At 46.2% G+C, this 22,057-nt stretch carries 13 protein-coding genes and 1 tRNA gene; 9 read left to right on the top strand and 5 right to left on the bottom strand.

All coding sequences use genetic code 11. The features are described from left to right. The first annotated feature begins 20 nt into the window (after nucleotides 1–20). The 3 genes from ACFPIB_RS11205 (at nucleotide 21) to ACFPIB_RS11195 (ending at nucleotide 2,585) form a co-directional block, all read left to right on the top strand. Nucleotides 21–404 carry a hypothetical protein gene (locus ACFPIB_RS11205; protein WP_378017547.1) on the top strand — a complete coding sequence of 128 codons (384 nt, stop codon included), beginning with the start codon at nucleotides 21–23 and terminating at the stop codon, nucleotides 402–404. Nucleotides 405–651: 247 nt separating this feature from the next. Further along, a complete protein-coding gene (locus ACFPIB_RS11200; RefSeq protein ID WP_378017546.1) occupies nucleotides 652–1,665 on the top strand; it encodes an aldo/keto reductase in 1,014 nt (337 codons plus the stop codon). A gap of 263 nt (nucleotides 1,666–1,928) precedes the next feature. Next, complete coding sequence (locus ACFPIB_RS11195) at nucleotides 1,929–2,585, top strand: NAD(P)H-dependent oxidoreductase (protein WP_378017545.1); 657 nt, start codon at nucleotides 1,929–1,931, stop codon at nucleotides 2,583–2,585. Nucleotides 2,586–2,799: 214 nt separating this feature from the next. Here the strand turns inward: ACFPIB_RS11195 and ACFPIB_RS11190 are convergent. Both ACFPIB_RS11190 and ACFPIB_RS11185 read right to left on the bottom strand, forming a co-directional pair. Beyond that, nucleotides 2,800–2,871: transfer RNA gene (locus ACFPIB_RS11190), tRNA-Arg, on the bottom strand. A gap of 155 nt (nucleotides 2,872–3,026) precedes the next feature. Further along, nucleotides 3,027–4,220, bottom strand: coding sequence for a Pycsar system effector family protein (locus ACFPIB_RS11185; RefSeq protein WP_378017544.1), 1,194 nt, complete (start codon nucleotides 4,218–4,220; stop codon nucleotides 3,027–3,029). A gap of 345 nt (nucleotides 4,221–4,565) precedes the next feature. Between ACFPIB_RS11185 and ACFPIB_RS11180 the strand changes: the two genes are divergently transcribed. Together ACFPIB_RS11180 and ACFPIB_RS11175 are read left to right on the top strand one after the other, a co-directional pair. Then, the gene (locus ACFPIB_RS11180; RefSeq protein ID WP_378017543.1) at nucleotides 4,566–8,348 is read left to right on the top strand and encodes a metallophosphoesterase; all 3,783 of its coding nucleotides are present in this window, start codon (nucleotides 4,566–4,568) and stop codon (nucleotides 8,346–8,348) included. Nucleotides 8,349–8,483: 135 nt separating this feature from the next. Further along, nucleotides 8,484–9,563, top strand: a complete 1,080-nt coding sequence (locus ACFPIB_RS11175) for a DUF6268 family outer membrane beta-barrel protein (RefSeq protein ID WP_378017542.1) — start codon at nucleotides 8,484–8,486, stop codon at nucleotides 9,561–9,563. A 405-nt stretch (nucleotides 9,564–9,968) separates the two neighbouring features. On the opposite strand, the gene ACFPIB_RS11170 is transcribed toward ACFPIB_RS11175, so the two are convergent. The 3 genes from ACFPIB_RS11170 to ACFPIB_RS11160 form a co-directional block, all read right to left on the bottom strand. Beyond that, nucleotides 9,969–12,542 (bottom strand): T9SS type B sorting domain-containing protein, encoded by a 2,574-nt coding sequence (locus ACFPIB_RS11170; RefSeq protein ID WP_378017541.1) that lies wholly within the window; start codon nucleotides 12,540–12,542, stop codon nucleotides 9,969–9,971. Between the two features lie 247 nt (nucleotides 12,543–12,789). Beyond that, on the bottom strand, nucleotides 12,790–13,530 hold the full coding sequence (locus tag ACFPIB_RS11165; protein WP_378017540.1) for a methyltransferase family protein: 741 nt from the start codon (nucleotides 13,528–13,530) through the stop codon (nucleotides 12,790–12,792). Between the two features lie 343 nt (nucleotides 13,531–13,873). Then, nucleotides 13,874–14,434, bottom strand: coding sequence for a SixA phosphatase family protein (locus tag ACFPIB_RS11160; RefSeq protein WP_378017539.1), 561 nt, complete (start codon nucleotides 14,432–14,434; stop codon nucleotides 13,874–13,876). Nucleotides 14,435–14,849: 415 nt separating this feature from the next. Here ACFPIB_RS11160 and ACFPIB_RS11155 point away from each other — a divergent pair, with 415 nt between their 5' ends. The 4 genes from ACFPIB_RS11155 to ACFPIB_RS11140 all read left to right on the top strand — a co-directional run bounded on the left by ACFPIB_RS11155 (nucleotide 14,850) and on the right by ACFPIB_RS11140 (nucleotide 22,021). Then, nucleotides 14,850–17,276: a TonB-dependent siderophore receptor gene (locus ACFPIB_RS11155; protein ID WP_378017538.1), complete on the top strand. Its 2,427-nt coding sequence runs from the start codon at nucleotides 14,850–14,852 to the stop codon at nucleotides 17,274–17,276. Between the two features lie 93 nt (nucleotides 17,277–17,369). After that, nucleotides 17,370–18,620 (top strand): PepSY-associated TM helix domain-containing protein, encoded by a 1,251-nt coding sequence (locus ACFPIB_RS11150; RefSeq protein ID WP_378017537.1) that lies wholly within the window; start codon nucleotides 17,370–17,372, stop codon nucleotides 18,618–18,620. A 215-nt stretch (nucleotides 18,621–18,835) separates the two neighbouring features. Beyond that, the gene (locus ACFPIB_RS11145) at nucleotides 18,836–20,005 is read left to right on the top strand and encodes a DmpA family aminopeptidase (RefSeq protein WP_378017536.1); all 1,170 of its coding nucleotides are present in this window, start codon (nucleotides 18,836–18,838) and stop codon (nucleotides 20,003–20,005) included. Between the two features lie 735 nt (nucleotides 20,006–20,740). After that, nucleotides 20,741–22,021, top strand: coding sequence for a hemolysin family protein (locus ACFPIB_RS11140; protein WP_378017535.1), 1,281 nt, complete (start codon nucleotides 20,741–20,743; stop codon nucleotides 22,019–22,021). Nucleotides 22,022–22,057 lie beyond the last annotated feature (36 nt).

The following is a 22,057-nucleotide window of genomic DNA, read 5'->3' as shown; positions in this document are numbered from 1 at the left end:
TCATTGATGAATACGATAAAATGAAGTGGCTCCTTTCCATACATTGGGCATTAATAGCAGCGGTGTGGTATTTCGGTAACGGAATACTGCACGATGTTTTTGTGCTGATCAACCATAAAGGAAAATACGACCGGGAGCTGCTTCGCCTGTTAATGGACGGGCATATTTTAATGGTTTCCGGCGCGGTGGTTTTCGTTTGCTGGTTAATGATGCTCAATAAAATTCAATGCGGCGGCGTGATCAGTATCATTATTGCCTTAGGGATGTTGCTTTATTGCGCAATGATCTTCCCGTTTCTGAAATCGTACCTGACGATGGCGATCAGCATTATACTGATAATCGTTTCCATAAAGGCAATAAACGATTTTCCCAATATTTACAATATAATGCAGCAGTATAAGTAACCCGGAGATCTTGGTTTGATAACTACTGCTTCGCAAGATTTTTTTTGTCCCCCTTTGGAGGGGGTAGGGGGAGGACTACGCATATTAAAGATTCTCCCCTCAAGGGGAGAGTATCAGTTAACGTAAAAATCCTCCCCCAACCCCCTCCAAAGGGGGACTTTTCTCCTGGTTACGTATTGGTAGTTATTTAGAAAGAGGCTCCAAGTGAAACAATTGACCATACTTCTTACATTTAAAAACATCGAAAATGAAATATAGATTATTTGGCAGATCCGGGTTACGCGTTTCGGAAATTGCGCTGGGCTCGATGACTTTTGGTACCGATTGGGGCTGGGGCGCCGATAAAGAGGAAAGCCGGAAAATTTTCGACGCGTATGCCAATGCTGGCGGTAATTTTATCGATACTGCCAATCGCTACACCGAAGGTTCCAGCGAAAGATTCCTCGGCGAATTTATAAATGCCGACCGCGACCATTTTGTGCTGGCTACGAAATATACCTTGTTCGACCGCCTGAATGACCCGAACTTTTCCGGCAACCATCGCAAGAACATGATGCGGTCTGTAAATGAAAGCCTGAAAAGACTGAACACCGATTATATAGACCTGCTTTGGGTTCACGCCTGGGATTTTGTGACGCCAGTTGAAGAAGTGCTTCGCGGCCTGGATGACCTGATCAGCTCAGGCAAGGTACATTACATTGGTATTTCCGATACGCCTGCCTGGGTGGTAGCCCGTGCCAATACTTTGGCAGAACTAAAAGGCTGGCGTTCTTTTGTTGGCTTGCAGGTAGAATACAGTTTAATGCAACGCACGCCCGAACGCGACCTGATCCCGATGGCTGCTGAAATGGGCTTGGCTTTAACGCCCTGGGCACCGCTGGCTGGCGGCGCTTTAACCGGCAAATACCTGAAAGGCGATACCGGAAGAGTTTCCGAAACCAGCGCCCGCCGGAACGAACGGAATACCGAAATTGCTAAAAAAGTGGTGGAAGTAGCAGGTAAATTAGACGTAAGCGCTTCGCAGGTGGCAGTGCGTTGGGCCATGCAAAAACCGTTCACTTCCATACCAATTGTTGGCGCCAGAACGGTGCAGCAAATGTCCGAAAGCCTGAACGCTGCCAATATCGAAATTCCCGAACTGCTGATGAATGAGCTGGATGAGATCAGTAAAATTGAATTAGGTTTCCCGCACGATTTTCTGAGCTCGAAAGATGTAAGAAATGTGATCTTCGGCGGAACTTATGATGATATTATCCGCTAAATTTATCCGGGGAATTTCCGTTAAAAAACGCTATCCTTTTATACTGAAAAAGTCCGGAACTAACCTTCCGGACTTTTTTGAGAATAATGAATTAAATGCTGTTCCGGACATCTGTGTCCGGAAGTAAACCTGCTGCGGACGTCTGCGTCCGCGTTAATGGGTACGGGGACAAGGATGTCCCCGGCAGGAAACTTCCGGACAAAGATGTCCGGAAGAGCTAAAGAGCTAAGTTTTCCGGTTTTAAGTGACTCTGTAATTTAAATATGAACGCACATATCGTTTTTACGCATCCCAATCTGCAATCTTTTAACGGACAGATGCGGAATATTGCCATCCAAACCCTGGAAGAACTGGGCTGGAATGTTTCAGTGAGCGACCTGCACCAGATGAAATTCAAGGCAGCTGCCGACGACGATTTTACTTCGCTTTACAATGAAAATTTCTTCGACCTGCAAAAAGAGCAAAGTATGGCTTTACAAAATCACAGTTTTAATGAAGACATTAAAAGAGAACACCAGCTTTTACACGAAGCCGACCTGATAATCTTTCAGTTCCCTGTTTGGTGGGAAAGTATGCCGGCCTTAATGAAAGGCTATATCGATCGGGTGTTTTCGATGGGTTGGGCTTATGGTGGCGGAAAAGCGCTGGCAGGAAAAAGCGTTTTGGTAAGCACCACCACCGGCGCTCCGGATTTCGTCTGGATACCCGAAAACCGCTGGACCATAAAAGACACTTTTAAGCATTTATTCATCGGTACTTTCGGGCTTTGCGGTATGCAATCTTTGGAGCCGTTTATAGCGTATGGCGCAAAAAGAATGACAGAAGAAGATAAAAAGCTGACGTTTGAAAAGTATAAGCAGTATTTAAAGGAAGTTACTGAGAATATGAGTAAAGCAAATCCTGCTAATTGTGTCTCTTAAAAATATTGCAGTAACTAATATAATAGCCAATCAATGCAAACAGGTTTACTAAAGTAATAGCAAAGCTAATAGGATTCTGGTTGCGACGTACCGGGCATTATTTCATGAGGGGATGCGAAAAGTTTATAATAGAAGTTGATATGTTATCCGGAAGGGAAAGTTAACGAACCAAAAAAAAGCCGCTCCGAAGTTAATCGAAGTGGCTTTTTAGTTGTAGCCGCGGCGGGAATCGAACCCACATCTAAAGTTTAGGAAACCCTTATTCTATCCGTTGAACTACGCAGCCAGGCTTTGAAAACGCTATCAAAATTAACGAAAAAACCAGCTTGCTGCAACAAGCTGGTTTTTTCAGTTTTCCGGAAATTTCGTTGCAAACAGCCCGACTTTTTAAGCCAGAAACCCTACCGTTTTCAAACGATTTTTATTCTTGCATTCCAAACCTCAGATCTTATAAACCATAGCTACAATAAACGAGAGTACGGTTAAAATAAGGCCGAACATGAAAATGGTGTACGAAACCCGGAGCAGCGCGTATTTCTTTTTCAGCACTTCGCCCAGGTAATAAATATCAGTTATCATGTTGTTGTAGAGCGTGTTTTTATCGCGCATAATTTCGTGGATCGAATTCTGGAAATCTTCCAGGGCAATGCGCGTAAAATTGCCGAAGAAAAGCATGTTTATTTTGCGGTTAATTACTTTCTGCGGTTTCACGGCAAAGCTGGTAACCTCGGGCTGCGCGCTCATAATAGCAAAAATTACCGACCCCAACGTAGCTAAGAGCAAACTGCCCACCGGTACCAGTAAGATCGGGTTTTTGGTGAACTGCGCTCCGAGCATAGAAGTTTTGGCACCCAGATACGTAATAATTACCGACATAATAATAGCGTTCAGGCTTATCATCATGTTGGCTTTATTATCGGCCATGGCGCTCAGTTCCATGTGGTTGGTATACATGCTTCGGAACATGGTTTCAATGCCGCGCTTGGGTTGGGCAAATGTATCCTGGCTTTTTATCTGGGTCTCTTTTTGTTTTTTAGAAGTTTTCTTCAGCTTTTCGCGTTGCCGCTGAATGTTTATTTCACGTTGCGCTTCAAAGCGTTCCTGCGCCGGTTTGGTCCGGAAAGCATGGCGCTGCAGAAATTCGAGCTGATGCTGCGCCCATTCAAAATCGGAGTAAAAGCGGTTCAAAAAAATTTCCCATTCCACGCGCAGTAGTTCGGCCGAACCTTCAAAACTCTCTTTTCCCAAATGAGCAAGGTCGGCATCCAGCAGAATATTGGCCAGCAATTCGGTGCCATTATCTTCAATCCGCGATTCTCTGATGCAGGAGGCAATTTTGGCAATGCGATCTTCCGGGTAGTTTTGTTCGCGTAAAAATGCAGTAGCCAGGCGCGCACTGTTTTCTTCATGCCCTTCGTACGTATCTACATAACCGGTATCGTGGAGCCAGGCCGCCAGCAGCAGCATTTCCATTTGGTCCGGCGGCAGGTTGTGCGCCTGGCCTAGCAGGCGGGCTTCGTTTACCGTTTCGGAGGTGTGTTTATAGGTGTGAAAAACCAGTTTTTTCGAAAGTTTCTCCTGGAAGAGCTGGAAAACGAAGGCGCTGGCTCTGTTCAGAATTTCGGTGTCGTTCATAGTAAACTTTTAGGGAATAAAGGCGGGAAACGGCGGTTTTGGGTTTGGTTCAGCAAGGCAGTTCTTAAAATTCCCGTACAGCGTTCAACGCTAATAGGCCGGTGAAGGTTTAATTCAAAAAATGCTATGGTTTGAAGCCTGAAAAGTAATAAGCTGGCTACTATACGGCTTTTTAACTTAACCTTCAGGCGCAGGTCTTCGTTTGTGTTTTCGCTCTGGTTTCCGAAAACATTTAGGAGCCTTTATACGTCCAATATGCTATATTCTTAAAACGGTATCTTTTTTAGCATCAAAACTGCCGCCCAATTCCCTGATATGAATTTATTGCCGCCGAAAGTCATTTCCATGAAAAATAAATACTACGCGTTATTTTGCCATTTTTTTGTGCTGGTTTTTACAGCCGGTTGTGCGGGCTTAAATCCCCCGCCTAATTATAAATCTGAAGTTTCGAACTGGAAAACCTTAACCCCGCCCGATAGTCTGCAGATCAAACATTCCGTTTTCCTGATCGGTGATGTGGGTGCGCCCAAAGACAAACCACGCGAACCTACGCTCACGCTCATGCGCAAGCAACTGGAAGTGGCCGATTCTAACAGCACCGCCATTTTTCTGGGCGATAACGTGTATAGTTACGGTATGCCTGAACCTGATGCCTACGACCGTAAAATCTCGGAACGCCGCTTAAACACCCAGCTCGATATTCTGAAAGATTACCGTGGCGAAAAATACATGATACCCGGCAACCACGACTGGAAACAGGGTTTAAAAGGTGGCTGGGACGCTGTAAAACGGCAGGAAGAATATGTGGAAGAATACCTGAAGGACTCTGCGTTTGTAACAGGTGGCGATTTTTTCGTGCCAGATAACGGTTGCCCGGGTCCTTTCGAAGTTAAGATCCAGGACGATATTGTAATAATAGCGCTTAACTCGCAGTGGTGGCTGCAAAACGAAGACCGGCCATACGGCGGTAATACCGGTTGTAATGCCGTGAACGAAACCGACGTATATGTGCAAATAGAAGATATTATCAAGAAGAATCAGGGCAGCAATATTCTGGTTGTTGCGCACCATCCCATGTTTTCCGACGGGGTGCATGGCGGTTATTTTACCCTGCTCGATCATATTTTCCCGGTTTCCATTGTGCATAAATGGGCGCTTATACCGCTGCCGATAATCGGTTCAATTTACCCTATTGCTCGGCGCTTCGGCGGCGTGAGCCAGGATATTTTTCACCCGTCTTACAAAGCGTATATTCAGAACCTGCTTAATATTTTCGAGAAGTACGATAATATTATTTACGCCGCCGGCCACGAACATAATATTCAGTATTACAAGCATAAAAACCTCCACCACATTTTAAGCGGTTCGGGTTGCAAAGTGCAGCACTTACGTGCCAAAGGCAATGCTTTATTTTCGCATAAGGAGAAAGGGTGGGCCAAGGTTAATTATTACAATACCGGCGAGGTCTGGGTCGAATTCTGGGAACCGAAAGGCGATGGCAATACCGGCGAACTCATGTTCCGTTACCCGCTTTATGCCAAGAAAACTCAGACTATTGCTGAACTCGATCTGCCCGCCCGCGATTTTTCTGACAGCGTTATTACCCTGCCTGCCAACCCCGATTACGAAGCCGGAAAAACCCGTTCGTTCTGGCTTGGCCTGCACTACCGCGATGAATGGGTTACGCCCGTAAAAATGCCATTGCTGAATTTATCTACTGAACAAGGTGGCTTAACGCCTTACAAAACCGGTGGCGGCAAGCAAACCAAATCGTTAAAACTGCGCAACGAAGAAGGACAGTTGTTTCAGTTGCGTTCGGTAAATAAAGATCCGGCCAAAGCCTTGCCTGGTGATCTGCGCGAAACGGTAATAAAAGATGTGGTGCAGGATCAGATCTCGGCGCAGCATCCATACGGTTCGTTAATAATTCCGAAACTGGCCGATGCTGCCGGGGTATTGCATACCAATCCGAAACTGGTTTTCATCCCTTCCGATCCGGCTCTGAAACGTTACATTGCAGACTTCAGCAACACCATTGCTTTCCTGGAAGAAGACCCGAACGAAAGTCAGGAGAGCGTAGCTAGTTTGGGTTATGCGCAAAACCTGGTGGGTACCGAAAAAGTGCTGCAACGCCTGCGCGACGATAACGACAATTATGTAGATGAAAAGGAATTTGCCCGTGCCCGCCTGTTCGATATGCTGGTTGGCGACTGGGACCGGCACCAGGGACAGTGGCGCTGGAAAGAACAGAAAACCGATAAGGCTCGCATTTTCACGCCTGTGCCCGAAGACCGTGACGTAGCTTTCTTTAAGGCCGATGGTTTTATTCCGTATATGGTAAGTCGCAAATGGGCTATCCGTAATATTCAGAATTTTGGCTACGATTACGGCGATTATATTGGCCTGAATTTAAGCGCACTCAACAACGACCGGAACTTTCTTTCGAGCGTGGACAGAGAAGAATGGCTGGCCATTGCTACTGAAATGAAGAACAGTATTTCGGACGCAGAAATAGAAGAAGCGGTGCGCGACCTGCCGCCGGAAGTGTACCCGCTTTCCGGTCCCGAAATTGCTGCTAAACTGAAATCGCGCCGCGATCTGCTGCCAAAAGTGGCCATGGATTATTATAAAGTTCTGGCCCGGGAAGTAGATATTGTAGGCACCGATAAACACGAGAAATTCGAAGTTAAACGCCTCGATAACCAGCGTACCGAAGTAATAATCCATAAAATAACCAAGCAGGGCACCGAGCGCGGCATTATTTACCAGCGTACGTTCCATAGCCGCGAAACCAAAGAGATCAGGTTGTATGGTCTGGATGGCCGCGATATTTTTGAAGTTACCGGCAAAGCCCGTAAAGGCATTATGGTGCGCATTATTGGCGGCAACGACCCCGATAGCATTACCGATAATTCTAAAGTTGGCGGCCTGAAAAAGAAAACGGTAGTGTATGACACCGAAAAAGACAACGTGTTCGCTTTCGGCTCCGAAACTAAAGACAATACCGAGCCCTTTAAGGAAGTGAACAACCTGGACCGCGATACTTATAAGATCCCGGAATTTGCGCCGAAATTATTTCTGGGATATAACGAAGACGACCGGGTTTATATTGGGGGTGGGATAAAGTACCGCAATTACCGCTTCCGGAAAACGCCTTTTGCTTCCGAACAAACTTTTGCGGCTAATTATGCACCGGCTTCCGGAGGCTTTAATATTCGCTATACCGGCGAGTTTAAGCAGGCAGTGATGGATAAATACGATATCGGGGTTTTAGCGGCATATTTCGGCCCGCAATTGCTTTATAATTATTTTGGTATCGGCAACAATACCGAATTCAACCAGGATAACGACATCGATTTTTACCGCGTGCGTTTCTCCCGGTTCCTGTTCTCGCCAACCCTTAACAGCGATCTTTTCAGCTTCTTTAAAGTGGGTATTGGCCCGCAGATAGACCTGTTCAAGATAGACGACAAATCTGGCGAGTATGTGTTGCAGGAAGCTGTAAGTCCAGCCTATTCTGAAGCGCAGGCCACCCCTGACGATTTTCAGCGGAACCGGTTTTTGGGCTGGCGTGGCTTCGGCGATATTGAGTCGGTAACCAACGAAGTGAATCCGCGCCTGGGTATCCGGTGGCTGAACAACCTTTCCATGAATTGGCAACTCGATGAAAGCGGACGCCGCGTAACCCGTTATGGTTCGGAACTGGTTGCATATTTCAGCCCTACGTTGCCTTTCCAGCTTACGGCAGCCTACCGTTTGGGCGGCGCGCATAACTGGGGCGATTACCACTTTTACCAGGCCAACACGCTGGGCGGCACTACCAACCTGCGCGGCTACCGTCGTACGCGTTTTGCCGGCCGTAGTGCCCTTTACCAGAACGTAGAGCTGCGCGTGGAAATGTTCAAATTTAATTTCTACCTGTTCCCGGGCCGCATTGGTGCCGTAGGTTTGTATGATATGGGCCGCGTTTTTGCCGATACAGATACCAATAAGAAACTGTTGAGCGACCTGCATACCGGTTATGGTGGCGGTATGTGGCTGGAAGTAATGCGAAAACTCGTTGTGGTGGGCACGTATTCAAGAGGCGAAGAAGGGTTGTTTAACCTTACATTCGGTTTCCTTTATTGATTTTTGCCCCTTTAACCGAAAACAAACAGGTTTTTCCTAAACTTTATGCGGCAGGTTCAGTATCAAATGCTGATGGACCTGCCGCTTTTTTTTTGTAAAAACGGTAGCATTTTTTACCCAAAAACTAATAAGACTATGAAAAAATTTTACGGTGTTTTTTTTGCCGTGCTGGGCCTGTTCTTAAGCCTGGGCACTTCTGCCCAGGACGAACCAATGGCGCAGGACACCAGCCGGCAGGATAAAGAATACGCCAACCCTTCCGTAGAAGGCACACCACGCGGCCGCTTCCTGGTTTTCCGCTACGACCGCACATTCGGTTACGATTTCAACTCCAAAGGCACCAACGAGTTACCCGTAGGCAACCGCGATGCCCAGATTAAACACAGCAACATAGCCGAAGTAAAAGGCTACATTCCGGTCTGGAACCGGCCGCACTTAAAAATGGTGCTGGGTGTAGGCTATGAGCGCGAAGAGTTTAATTTTAAAAACCAGGAAGGCTATAATACCGATTACGCTTTTCACCGGAACTTGCAGGACAAAGGCCTGAAATCTTTAAGTGCGCAGCTGGCCGTATTGCACCCGGTAGATTATAATAATTACTGGGTCGTGCGCGTGAAAGGGCAGCTGAATGGAGATTATACTTCCGATGAGCTGAACGTTTCTGATTATTTGCGCACTACTGCTGAATTAATGTATGGCTGGAAAAAAAGCAAAAACTTCAGCTGGGGAATCGGGGCGCAGGCGGGCTACACGTTCGGGCGTTTCTCGGTTTATCCGGCTATCCTCTACAACCGCACCTTCAACAATCCGGATTGGGGCGTAGAATCGATCTTTCCGGCGAACGTGAATTTCCGCTACCGCAGTTCCGAAAGTTCTTATTTCTACACCGGTTATAATCTGGAAGGTTACAGCTACGTAATTAAAGTAGATAAGCCGCCTTTTACCGGAGCTGATTCTGAGTTTGCGGCCCGCGACCTGAAAACGGTTGAGTTGCGCCACCAGAATATTAAACTGAAACTGCGCTGGGAACGCGAGATCTACGATTTTATCTGGTTCAGCATGGAAGGCGGCTACCGCCTGAACCTCTCTTACGATACCTTTGAAGAAGGCAGCAAACGCAAAGTTACCCTCATAGAAACCGATGCCGGCAGTGCTCCTTATGCCCAGGCCGAATTATATTTTGTAGTGCCCAAAAAACTTATGCTGAAACGCTAGGCTTTCTGAGCTACAAACTAAAAAGCTGCTCCGGATTAATTTTTTGGGCAGCTTTTTAATATTTGTTTTATTGGTTTTATACAATTTTTAAAAAGGGCAGCACTGCCCTTTTTTTATGTCCGGAGCACCGAACAACACCCAAGTAACACCGAACCTACCCCGAAGGGAAAACGAAGGCAGTTTATTGTTGGCTTTAGCGGAATATTACAATTTTGCAAGTTCCGGAGCAAAGGTTCTTATTTTGAAAACGCTACCGTTTTAGATTGAAAAACCAAAGTAAGTTTTTGTCCCCTTTGGAGGGGGCTGGGGGAGGATCTTTATATTACCTGATTTTACAATAGTTGATCAGAAATGTGTATTCCTCCCTACCCCTCCAAAGGGGGACTTTGTTTTACTTACAATCAACTACTGCGCTACTTCCACCCAGCCTTTATAGGTTTTGCCGGTTAGTTTGTTTCTTAGCAAATAGTAATACGTGCCATCGCTGAGTTTTTTATCCGGCCATTGATTGGTGTAGTTTTGTTGCTGGTAAATTAACGTTCCCCAACGGTGGTAAATACTGAGTTCGTATTCGCCGGCTTCCAGTCCTTTAGGTTCGAATTTATCGTTGAGCTTATCGTTATTCGGCGTAACGATGTTGGGAATGAAAGCGGTTTTAAAGCAGCGTTCGGTTTTTACTTCTAAAGAATCGGAGAAGAAGCAATTCGGTACGGTTTCCAGTTCTACTTTATATATGCCGGCTTTGGAAATGCTAATGCTTTGCGCAATATCGCCGGTGCTCCAGCGATAGCTTAAAGCTTTTGGTGCGGTAAGCCTGAAACTGTCGCCGTTGCAGATGGTGGTATCGCTGAAGCTTGAAGTTGGCAGCTTATTGATCGTAACCAGAATGGAATCCCGTACGGTGGTGCAGGTCGTGGTAATTTCGAGCCAATACGTGCCGGAAGTTTGTGCGGTGAAGGTTGGAGCAGTAGTGCCATCCTGCCAGCGGTAACTCAAAGCGGCCGGGTTACTTCCCTTAATTTCAAATGGCCCGGTGCTGCAAAGAATAGTATCTTTCGGCAGCCAGTTATTTTTTACTACCGGAATATAATTTACCGTGATAGAATCGCGCCAGCTGCCGCAGGCATTGCTGAGTTCGGCCCAATAGGTTCCGGGCTTAGAAACGGTAAACGTAGCGGCCGAAGTAGAATCAGACCACAGCAAATTCCCGCCGGTGGCATTTACCTGCAAAGTCAATATTTCTCCGGGGCAAAGCGTAGTATCAGCAGGCAAGCTTAAGCTCAGCGGACTGTTAAAGTTTACCACAATAGAATCGCCTAAAGTGCCGCAGCCGTTGGAAATCGAAACCCAGTACGTGCCCGGCTTGGTAACCACGTAAACCGAATCGGTGTTGATGGAATCCTGCCATTCATAGCTGGCACCCGGTTGGTAAGCGTTTAACCTCAACGTATCGCCCATGCACAAAGTAGTATCGTTGCCCAGGTTGGGTTTTACAATAGTAGCGGGTATGTAAATGGTTTGGCTGAGCGTATCGGAATAGAAGTTGAAATGCACAATGGCCTGTACTTGTTTGGGGCCGGGCGTGGCGTAAAAATGCTTGGGGTTGAACAAGGTGCTGGTATTCTGCACGCCCGAAGCCGGATCGCCGAAGTTCCATTCCACCGAATCTACGTAAGCCGGGTTGCCTAAGGCAAAGAAAGCCGTATCGCCGAAACAGGTTTGCTGCATTGTGATCTTGGGGCGGTAAAAATAGCTTTGTACAAAAGTAGGGGGATCTATGCCTCCATCATAGTTTCCGGTATTATTGGGATCTAAATCCAACATGTTCGGTATAAACCGACATGCAATTCCTTTTAAATTAGGGCGGTTGAACACACTCATATATCGGCCTACCCTACTGGTTGGCGTTAAAGGGTTTCCTGAAGTTATATAGATTTTGCCATCGGGACCAACCTGTAAGTTATATAAGGCAGTTAAATTAGATTGATAAAGATTGACGGCACTGTTGTAAATAGCTGCAGGGCTGCCGGCATCTAAATCATATTGTACCAACGTAGGATATGGAGCAGTTGGTAAGCCAGATTTTACACGCACAGAATATAACTTCGACCCGTCTGGTGAGAATTCTACACTTTTGGCGAGGGAATCGGGTAGCGCACCTTTATATGTTATGTTGCCGGTAACTGCATCGAAATTGAAGAGCCGTATTTGATAAATGTGTGGCAATACCAACGGTGAGTTATTAAGCACCAAAGCAATTGTTTTGCCATCCGGAGAAATTTTAATAAGACCATAGGGCCGAAGAACTCCTGGCGGGAATACCGGGGAACTGATAACTGGCGTTTGATTTAAACCAGTTGGTGAAATAAGGTGAGCATTAAAATTAAAGTTGATGCTATTATAAAAAATAATCCAAAAATCGCGGTTGTTGCGATGCTGCACAGCAAAAGGATCGCTATAATTAGTACCATAAGGAAGAGAGGTACTCGAGGAACTCACATCGCCAAAGCCTCCGTTTAAAGTCATATCTACTACTAAACAAGCCTTATGCCGGAAACTCCCCCCCGTTTCCCCAAAGTAAAAGTACTTTTGTGGCTGTCCTGGCCAAGGAACAATAGGTGAAGTAGTCCAGGCGCCGGCAGTAGCAGCAATGCTGTTAGGCATAGCCTGGTGTCGGCGATCGAATAATCTATAACCGCTGCCGTTAGTTGATCCTCCTGCATAGAAAAGTAAGTTGCCGGCGGCATCGCACATAGAAGCAAATCCGAATTGTCCTCTGGCTTGCCCGTTATGAAGTACTAGGGGCGGGTTGCTGTTAAAGCTAAGGCCTGGGCAAACATTGGCATTACTGTTAGCAGGGCTGGAAAAATTATTCCCAAAATACCATACATTGGCTTCTTTCTGGGCCTTGGCATTAAGATGCAATAAAATGCCAGTCAGCAATAAGAAAAGCAGCTTCGGGAAGGCAGAAGTTTTCATATTAGCCGGCTTTAGTTTCTGAATCTAAATATAGTAGTTTTATAACAACTGTAAACTAAAATAATGGGCAATGAATCAGTAACTTCTGTAAAAACGCTAAGCTTTCCGCCCTGAAAACTAAAAAGCCGCTCCGGAATTTTTCCGGCGCGGCTTTTTTCAATCAAGTAGTTTTTAAGCAGAAAACGCTATCGTTTTAAAGGGAAAAACCAACAACGAACAACCAGCAACCAACAACCAACAACCAAAATTACCGTCCCGGCTCATCCAGCAATTTAGTATTCTTCCGTAGGAAACGCAGCAACACAAACAGGCCGGTGCAAAGCAGCAAAAGCAATTGCCAGACCGGATCCATGTAAAAAAGGCCGTCGGACATAAAATAGCTGATGGCATTAAGCGCCGCAAACGAAAAGAACATGGCAAACAAACCGTTGTATTCGCGTTTCAGCACATTTTTAAAAGAAAAACTGGCCGGGCTGGAAACCCAACCCGTAAGCGCAGGCAGAAAAGCCGGCGTGCGTTCGGCCCAGGTTTCGTATTCGGCGCCGTAGGTTTTGCGCAGAAATTCTTCTTCGGCATACATGATGCGTTCGTAGTAAAGCCAGTAGGCCAGGCAGCAGATCAGTACAAACCACCACAAACCAATGTAAAGGAACAAACCCAGCCACATCAGAAAATTGCCTAAATAAAGCGGGTGCCTCACTACCGAGTAAATGCCCGTGCGGTTCAGCGTATCGGCAACCTGTTTCTCGGTATTGCGGCCCGAAGTGCCTTTGGGCGTAAAGCCAATGGTAATGGCCCGCACCACTAAACCCAGAAACGAAATGCCCAGGCAGAATAAACCCCAGTTAGTATGGCTGATACTGCGGTGTGTATCTTCCGGGTAAAGCAACATAATGCACAATGCAAAAACATAAAGAACGAGCGGCAACCAGCTTCTTCTCCGGAACAGCCAGTTTCCCGACAATTCAAATTCTTCTCTTAAAGGCATGCGTAAGCGTAGGATCCTGAAATGAAATAAAGTGCAATATGCGGATTTATTTTAATAACCGGCTCCAAAGCCAATGGTTTTTTGTCCGGATCCGGGTTTGCTGGTTCTGCAATTTTTCAGGATTATGATGTTGGGCAAACGTCTGGGTAAAAGCGCCATGGAGTTCTTTTTACTTTCATTGGTACAGGTTTTCAGAAAACAGGAAGAAATATTTTAGCAGGTATATTATGCAAAACTCCCAACTTCTGCCTTACAAAGAGGAGTTGGGAGTTTTGCAAATAGGTTTGCCACAAGCTGAAAAAACAGGAAGGCTCAAAACATTTCGGAAGCTTCCGGAAGAAAACTATTCACCGGCTTGTTCCTTTTCTTCCTTGTCCTTTTTCTTATCCTTGTCTTTCTCTTTATTCTTTTGTTTATAATTTTTCGGAAAATCGTTGAAGAGCAGTTTGCTTTTATCGCCGCTGATATCGAGCCACGAGTTGCAGTTAAATTCCAGCGCCACCACGCCGGCAGTAGGCATATCAGGCAAAGCTTCCGGCGATAATTTATTGGCTACTTCCGATAGAATCGGGTTATGGCCGATGATCAGCAAACTGTTGATTTCGTCGGGTACGTGCTGTATGATCTTGATCAGTTCGTTGCGGCCGGCTTTGTAAATGCTTTCCTGGGCCTGTATTTTTTCGCGGTCGTAATCGAGTTCTTTGGCTACTAAAGTGGCGGTAGTTATGGCGCGTACCGCCGTACTCGATAAAATAAGATCGGGGCTGGTGTCGCGGGAAAGTAGTTGCTGGCCCATTAAAGGCCCATCCTGCCGCCCCCGCTTGTTCAACGGGCGGTCGTGGTCGTTCAGTTCCGGAAAATCCCAGCTCGATTTGGCGTGGCGCATTAAATATAAGGTCTTCATAAAATTGTTTTGGTATATACATTTGCAATTGCCGGAAAACGGTAGGGTTTCAGGCCCAAAAACCAAGGGCTGCCGGCAGATTGTTGTTCTTTACTCTTTTGTACCCCGCAAGGTTTTCCGCCGGGAATGTTGTTCAGCCTTCCTCATTTTCCAAGACTCTTTTTCCTTATCAGTTTCCTACAGGATTCTACCCAATACTTTTTCGGGCTGAAAACATAGGATTTCAAAAGCGGTTTATAGCTTAACTGAATTTCAGAAACTTAAATATACTATGCTATAAGGCGACACGGTTTATGTTGCTGCTTTTCCGAAATTTTATTTGAAATTTTATTTGGAATGTATCTAAATAGTGGTGTAGATTTGCCATTATTTAAAATAAGTCTAAATAAAATTAATCAATATAAAGCTCTTACCAATGTTGCACTTTTACCCATCTAACCGTCTCTTTCCGTTTGCTGCCAGCCTGCTGGTTTGTCTCTTTTTGTTCTCTGTTTCCGCATTTGCACAGACCGGAAGCATTCAGGGCCGCATTGCAACCAGCGAAGGTGAACCAGCCGGTTTTGTAAATATCTATTTAAAGGAAGCCGGAAAAGGAACTGCTTCTGCCGAAAACGGTACCTACACGATCAAAAATGTAAAGCCTGGTAACTACACGCTTATTACCAGCCTGGTAGGTTTACAAACCCAGGAAAAAACGGTAGCGGTAGAGGCCGGAAAAGTAACGGAGCTCGATTTTACCTTATCGGAAAACAGCCAGAAGTTATCGGAAGTGCAGATCATCGCCCGCCGCAGCCAGAACGACCGTCCGGTTTCGGTTGGTAAAATGGCGGTGCGCCCCATGGATATGCCGCAAAGCATGGCCGTAATTGGTACTGAAGTAATAACCGAACAACAAGCCTCCAAACTAAGCGATGTAATTAAAAACGTGAACGGTGTGGCTTTGGGCACTTCCCGCGGCACTACTTCCGAAACGTTTTTTGCCCGTGGTTACAATTTAGGCGCCAACAACATCATGAAAAACGGTGCCCGCTCCAATTCAGCCGTAATTCCGGAAGCCAGCACCTTAGAGAAAGTAGAAGTATTGAAAGGCAGCGCGGCTTTGCTTTATGGCAACGTAAGCGGTGGCGCGGTAATTAACATGGTTACTAAGCAGCCTAAATTTGAATACGGCGGTGAAATTTCGATGCGTGCCGGCAGTTATAGCTTATATAAACCAATGGCCGATATTTATGGTCCGATCAGTAAAAAACTGGCTTTCCGCGTAATTGGTACTTACGAAACTGCTGAGAGCTTCCGCAAAGATGTAGAATCTAAAAAGATCTATGTAAATCCGTCGCTGCTTTATAAACTCAGCGACCGCACCGAAATTTTATTGCAGGCCGATTATATGAAGCACGATCTTACGCCGGATTTTGGCGTTGGTTCCCTGGCCGATACCGTTCTGAATACGGTGGCTCCGCGTTCAGCTACCTTCAACACGCCGTGGGCTTATAATAACGTAGATCAAACTAACGCTTCCTTAACAGTAAACCACCACATTACAGAAACCTGGAAACTGAACTTTTTGGTAGCCCGCCAGGATTTCGACCGCAATTATTTCTCTACCGAACGTATTCAGGCACTAGCAAACGGCGACTGGGGACGCAAACTTACCCGCTCAAAACTTGCTGAAAACTACTACAACAGCCAGCTGAATCTGACCGGTGCATTCAATACCGGTTCGTTTAAACATACTTTCCTGGCCGGCGCCGATGCTGAACGATATATGAACATTACCAACGCGTTTACGATAGATGGATTGAGCAAAAGTGGCGTTTACGATACCGTTAATACCTTAGACCCGAATAAATTTACGCCGCGCACCGATCTGCCGCAAACCAACAATATTACCCGTACCGAAACACCTACAACCCGCTTCGGAATTTTTGCCCAGGACCTGATCTCGGTTTCGGAAAAACTTAAAGTGCTGGCCGGTCTGCGTTGGTCTTACCAGGAAGCAGCAGTTGCCAAAATTTACGACCTTGAAAAAGATACCATTACCGAAGGCGCGAAAGCCAAATACGACAAAGCCTTTTCGCCGCGCGTAGGAGTAGTTTACCAGCCAAGCACGGCAACTTCTTTATTCGCCAGCTATTCCAATAACTTCGCTACCAACACCGGCACCGATATTTACGGCAACAACCTGAAACCATCTATCATAGATCAGTACGAAGTAGGCGTGAAGAATGACCTGATAAAAGGCCGCTTATCTGCAAACTTTACCTTGTACCGCATCATTAACAACGATCTGGCACAAATGGCCCGCTTCGATAAAGACGGCAACGAAAATTCACTTACTACCATAAAAGAATTTACCGGCCAGACCACTTCCGACGGCGCTGAAATCGATCTGAACGGTACCTTATTGCCGGGCCTGAATTTTCTGGCGGGTTACAGCTATAACTTCATGCGCTACACCAAAACTCCAGATACCAAAGGCAGTTACAAAGAAGGCGAACGCCTGGTTAGCAATCCTGCTCACACCGGTAACGCCAGCTTATTTTATACTTTCAGCAACGAAAAATTAAAAGGTCTGAAAGTGGGCGTTTCTGGCTTCTACACCGGCAAACGTAATGCCGGCTGGAACAACACCGTTGGGCAGACACAGAAATTCAGCCGCCTGATCCCGGTTAGCAGCTTCACAACTTTCGATCTTACTGCCGGTTATACTTATAAGCAAATTTCCTTGCTGGCTAAAGTTTCGAATATTACCAACGAACTGAATTACCTGGTGCACGAAAATTACAGCGTAAACCCGATCGTGCCGCGCCAGTTCGTAACCACGCTTTCATATAAATTCTAACGGTTTTTACTCTCACACAAACCCGGGACCTTTGCTTGGCAGAGCCCGGGTTTTTTCACTGAAAACGCTACCCTTTTTGCCTTAAAAACTACCATGAAAAACTTTTTCCGCGACATCCATTTGTACCTGAGTTTAGCCGCCGGGCTGGTTATTGCCGTTATCTGTTTTACGGGGGCGGCGCTGGTTTTCGAAAAAGAATTGCAGCAAACCATTTACCCGGAACGCTACCTGGTAAAACCAAAAACGGAACGCGTTTCCCTGGAAAAAATGGTAGCCGTGGTGCAGCAAAAAGTGTCGGGCGCTAAAATTTCGGGCGTAAAAGTTTATGCCGACCCAACCCGCACCGTAGAAATAAGTTACCAGGACCCGAAAGACAAAGCCAAAGGCGAAAAGCAAAAAGCTGAAGGAAAAACGGTAGGTGCTGAAGGCAAAAAAGTCGGGGCAAAAGAAGAGGGCAAAGGCGAAGGCAAGAAAGGCAAAGGCGGCAAAAAAGAAGGCGGGAAAGAAAAGAACAATACCGCTTTCATGAACCCGTATTCCGGCGAACTAATCAGCTTATACGACCACCGCAACTCGTTTTTCTACACTATGTTTGCTACGCACCGCTGGCTTTTAGCCGACGATATTGGTAAATTCATTACCGGCGTTTCTACGTTCATTTTCCTGTTCATTTTGCTTACCGGCATTATTTTGTGGTGGCCTAAAAACCAGATAATCCTGAAGCAGCGCCTGCGTTTTAAATGGGACGGCGGCTGGAAACGGATGAACCATGACCTGCACATTGTACTCGGTTTTTACTCCGCCATTTTCCTGTTTGCGTTCGCATTTACGGGTCTGGCCTGGAGTTTTAAATGGTTCAACGATGCGATTTACGTAGTTACCAATTCCGAAAACAAAAAGCCCGAACCACCAAAATCGGTACTTACTGAAAATGCAAAAACGGTTTCCTTCGATCAGGCTTTTGCCGCCGTTAAAACGCTGGAACCAGATGCGCAATTCTACAACCTGAACGCCCCAAAAGAAGTAGACGGAGTTTTTTCAGCTTCTGCATTACCACTGGAACCGGTTCACGAAAAAGCCACAAATCAGTATTTCTTCGATCAGTATTCCGGCAAATTGCTGGAGAAAAACCTGTATGCCGATAAGAATTTAGGTCAACGCGTACGCGCTACTTTTTACCCGGTTCACGTAGGCTCGATCGGTGGTTTGCCAGGCCGGATCATCGCATTTCTGGCCTGTATTGCTGGTGTAACGTTCCCGGTTTCCGGCCTTATTTTATGGCTGAACCGCCTGCGTAAAAAAGATAAAAAGAAATTAAAGAAGGCTCCGGAATTTGCCGCCTAGCGACCGGTTGCTACAGTTCAGTTTGTCATTAAAGAAGAAAGACGCTATAACCCGCGTCTTTCTTCTTTTTGAAGGACGTCCAATAATTTTGTTTGAATTGCTGAAAAAGCTTCAGGCCTAACACATTAAAGATACTTTTCATAAATATTAAAAAATAGCTATACTTTTGCAGTAAATTCAGAGTTTTAACCTTCCAGAACCTAGCGTTTTTCTGCATGAAATTACCTTTGCTTTTAGCGGCGGCCTTAACTTTTTCAATAAGTGTTTCCGCACAAACTCCAACCAAACCAAGAGCCCGCGAGCTGGGCGTTCCCTTCGATGGCGTAACCGGGAAATACAACGCTATAACCGATGTGCCGGGCGTATTGGTTGGCTACAAAACCCTGATTAAAGGCAAAGGAAAGCACAAAGTTGGCAAAGGCCCGGTGCGCACCGGCGTAACCGTAATTCTGCCCAAAGGCAAAACCGACCAGGCGGTTCCGGCGGCCTGGTTCAGCCTGAACGGCGACGGCGAAATGACCGGTTTGCCCTACATAGAAGATTACGGCACTACTTCCGGCCCCATCGGCATTACAAATACCAACAGCGTAGGCGTGGTGCGCGATGCAATAGGCGAGTGGAGCATCAAAAATTTCTCAACCAACGAACTCATCGATTTTTCTTTCGGCTTGCCGGTTGTCGGTGAAACCTTCGATGGCATACTGAATGATATTAATGGCCTGCACGTAACCAAAAAAGACGTTTTCGAGGCGCTGGAAGATGCGAAAAGTGGCCCGGTGGCAGAAGGAAACGTAGGCGGCGGAACCGGAATGAGTTTGTTTCTTTTTAAAGGCGGCAGCGGCACCAGTTCTCGCGTTATAAAAATCGATACGGCTACGTACACGCTGGGCGCTTTTGTACAAGGAAATTTCGGTGGAAGAAAGGACCTGATGGTGGCCGGCGTACCGGTTGGAAAAGAAGTGCTGGATTTCCGCCCGATCATTAACACGAAAGAAAAAGACGGTTCTATTATCGTAATTATTGCTACTAACGCACCGTTTTTGCCTTCGCAACTGAAACAAATTGCCAAGCGGGCTTCCATTGGCGTAGCGCGAACCGGCGGTTTAGGCAGAAATTCCTCCGGCGATATTTTCCTGGCTTTCAGCACGCAAAACGCGCAGCAAAATGAAAAAGGGACCTTAGACGTTTGGCGCTCCATTCCGAAAGAACAACTCGACGCCTTTTACCAGGCAACCGTCGAAGCCACCGAAGAAGCCATTATCAACGCCATGATGGCCGCCGAAGACATGGAAGGCATAAACGGCAATACGATCTACGCCTTGCCCGGCGCACGTTTGCAGGAAGTAATGCGCAAATACAACCGCTTAAACGAGCCGAAGAAGTAAAGTAATTCCTAATGTTTAGGCAAACTTGAAGGCCGTCAGCTTAAGCAGACGGCAATGAAGATTGAACACGGTTTTTTTTATTGGATTTTAAATTATTGAATGTAGGGGCACCTTTTGTAAGTGCCCTTTTTGTCTGGACACGATTTTCAGGATTTATGGGATGGACAGGATTGGCTTATAAACAGGCTTTCTCTCTTGAAGCAAGCGGCAGAGTAAGTCAACCACCCCCTCCTTATCAAGGAAGGGAGCTTTTTTTTCCGCAATCCTAAATTCACTATATCGCCAGCGCAGCGTTTCCTGAAACGCTATAGCAGATAAAACGCGAGCTACGGAGGGAAATGATACCAGTTTCTGTGAGAGCGGCCTCCGCACTTTCCGACTTTTGCTTTAGCAAAATTGCGCAAGCAAAGGAAAGGGTGAGACGCGAACGCAGAAACGAAGCCCGCCCGGCTTGAGGGTGAAAATTGCCGATGAAAGTAAAAAGTCAGATGTCTAGCAGAAAAGGTATTTCAAAAACGGTATCCTTTTTAGTTGAAAAACTACTTCCCGCCGACAAGGTCCTTCGCTAGTGCTCAGAAAGACATAAAACGCTATCCTTTCAAGCTCAAAAAGTCAATAGCGAACCAAACTACCAATACGAAGAGATCTCTCCTCACGTCAAGATAACTGAAAAAACGGTATACTTTTAAACATAAAAACCAGAACAAATTATCATAATCTTCCGCTAAAGCAACTATGGAAATCCTCATTCTCGTTTTGCTTACGTTGCTTAACGGTTTTTTTGCCTTGTCGGAAATCGCTATTGTTTCGGTGCGCAAAACCCGGATCGAGCAGCAAGCAAAAGCGGGAAGTAAAAACGCCAGGGTGGTGCTGGAATTGCTGCGTGAGCCGGAAGATTTCCTCTCGGCGGTACAGGTGGGCATTACGTTGATCGGCATTATTTCCGGGGCATACGGCGGCGCAGCTTTAAGCGACGATGTGCGGCCCTGGCTGGAACAAGTCAGCTTTTTAGCGCCCTACGCCGACGGACTTTCCATAACGCTGGTAATTGCGGGCATCACGTATTTTTCTATTGTGGTCGGCGAGCTGATTCCCAAAACCATTGCGCTGAGCGATGCAGAAAAGATTGCGTTGTTTGTAGCGCCCATCATTAAAGTGTTTACCAAAATTGCGTTGCCGCTGGTAAAACTGCTTTCCGGTTCTACGCATTTTATGGTGAAACTATTGCATGTAAAAGAACCTTCGGAAGAAAAAATTTCGGAAGAAGACCTGCGGCAAATTCTGAAAACTGCCGGCCGGCAGGGGGTATTGGCAAAGGAAGAAACCGAGCTGCACCAGAACCTTTTTTACTTTTCGCGGCAGAAAGCGCGCAGCATGCAAACCCACCGCAAAGATCTGGAATGGATAGACATTAACGCGCCGCTGGAAAAGATCAAAACCCACATCCGCGACAGCGTTCACTCCAAATTTCCGGTGGCAGAAGGCTCCCTCGATAATGTTATTGGAGTTTTAACGACCAAAGATTTTTACGAATACCTGTTGCAACCCAACCAGCCGCTGCGCAGCATTCTGCACCAACCGATCTACGTTTCAGAAACCATGCTGGCCGGCGCTATCCTGAACCTTTTCCGGAAACACAAGCAGAATTTGGGCGTGGTGGTAGATGAATTTGGCGCCGTAGAAGGCATTATTACCCTGCACGATATTCTGGAAGCCATTGTAGGCGACTTGCCGGATATAGACGAAGGTTTTGAACCCGATATTGCCAGACGTGCCGATGGAAGTTACCTCATAAATGCGGCCATTTCTATCCGGATGCTGAACCGGGAGCTGGAGCACGAGATCATAAAAAAAGACACGGTCAATTACGTTACCTTAGCCGGGTTCATTACTTTTTTTCTGAGCCGCGTGCCTAAAACCGGCGAAAAACTAATTTATAACGGCTACGAATTTGAAGTAGTGGATATGGACGGTTTTAAAATAGATAAAGTAATTCTGAATAAAATTAAAGCGTAATTCCTGAATTTCCGTATTTCTTTTCCAATGAGTTTT

Source organism: Adhaeribacter terreus, from assembly GCF_042657365.1.
Classification (GTDB): Bacteria; Bacteroidota; Bacteroidia; order Cytophagales; family Hymenobacteraceae; genus Adhaeribacter_A; species Adhaeribacter_A terreus.
Note: the sequence above shows the minus strand (reverse complement) of the source record. Positions and strands in the feature narration are given on the sequence as shown.

Coding starts and splice junctions, on each gene's coding strand:
- ACFPIB_RS11170 (WP_378017541.1), bottom strand. CDS start 12,542: ATGAAAACTTCTGCCTTCCCGAAGCTGCTTTTCTTATTGCTGACTGGC.
- ACFPIB_RS11195 (WP_378017545.1), top strand. CDS start 1,929: ATGAACGCACATATCGTTTTTACGCATCCCAATCTGCAATCTTTTAAC.
- ACFPIB_RS11155 (WP_378017538.1), top strand. CDS start 14,850: ATGTTGCACTTTTACCCATCTAACCGTCTCTTTCCGTTTGCTGCCAGC.
- ACFPIB_RS11185 (WP_378017544.1), bottom strand. CDS start 4,220: ATGAACGACACCGAAATTCTGAACAGAGCCAGCGCCTTCGTTTTCCAG.
- ACFPIB_RS11145 (WP_378017536.1), top strand. CDS start 18,836: ATGAAATTACCTTTGCTTTTAGCGGCGGCCTTAACTTTTTCAATAAGT.
- ACFPIB_RS11200 (WP_378017546.1), top strand. CDS start 652: ATGAAATATAGATTATTTGGCAGATCCGGGTTACGCGTTTCGGAAATT.
- ACFPIB_RS11180 (WP_378017543.1), top strand. CDS start 4,566: ATGAAAAATAAATACTACGCGTTATTTTGCCATTTTTTTGTGCTGGTT.
- ACFPIB_RS11165 (WP_378017540.1), bottom strand. CDS start 13,530: ATGCCTTTAAGAGAAGAATTTGAATTGTCGGGAAACTGGCTGTTCCGG.
- ACFPIB_RS11175 (WP_378017542.1), top strand. CDS start 8,484: ATGAAAAAATTTTACGGTGTTTTTTTTGCCGTGCTGGGCCTGTTCTTA.
- ACFPIB_RS11150 (WP_378017537.1), top strand. CDS start 17,370: ATGAAAAACTTTTTCCGCGACATCCATTTGTACCTGAGTTTAGCCGCC.
- ACFPIB_RS11205 (WP_378017547.1), top strand. CDS start 21: ATGAAGTGGCTCCTTTCCATACATTGGGCATTAATAGCAGCGGTGTGG.
- ACFPIB_RS11160 (WP_378017539.1), bottom strand. CDS start 14,434: ATGAAGACCTTATATTTAATGCGCCACGCCAAATCGAGCTGGGATTTT.
- ACFPIB_RS11140 (WP_378017535.1), top strand. CDS start 20,741: ATGGAAATCCTCATTCTCGTTTTGCTTACGTTGCTTAACGGTTTTTTT.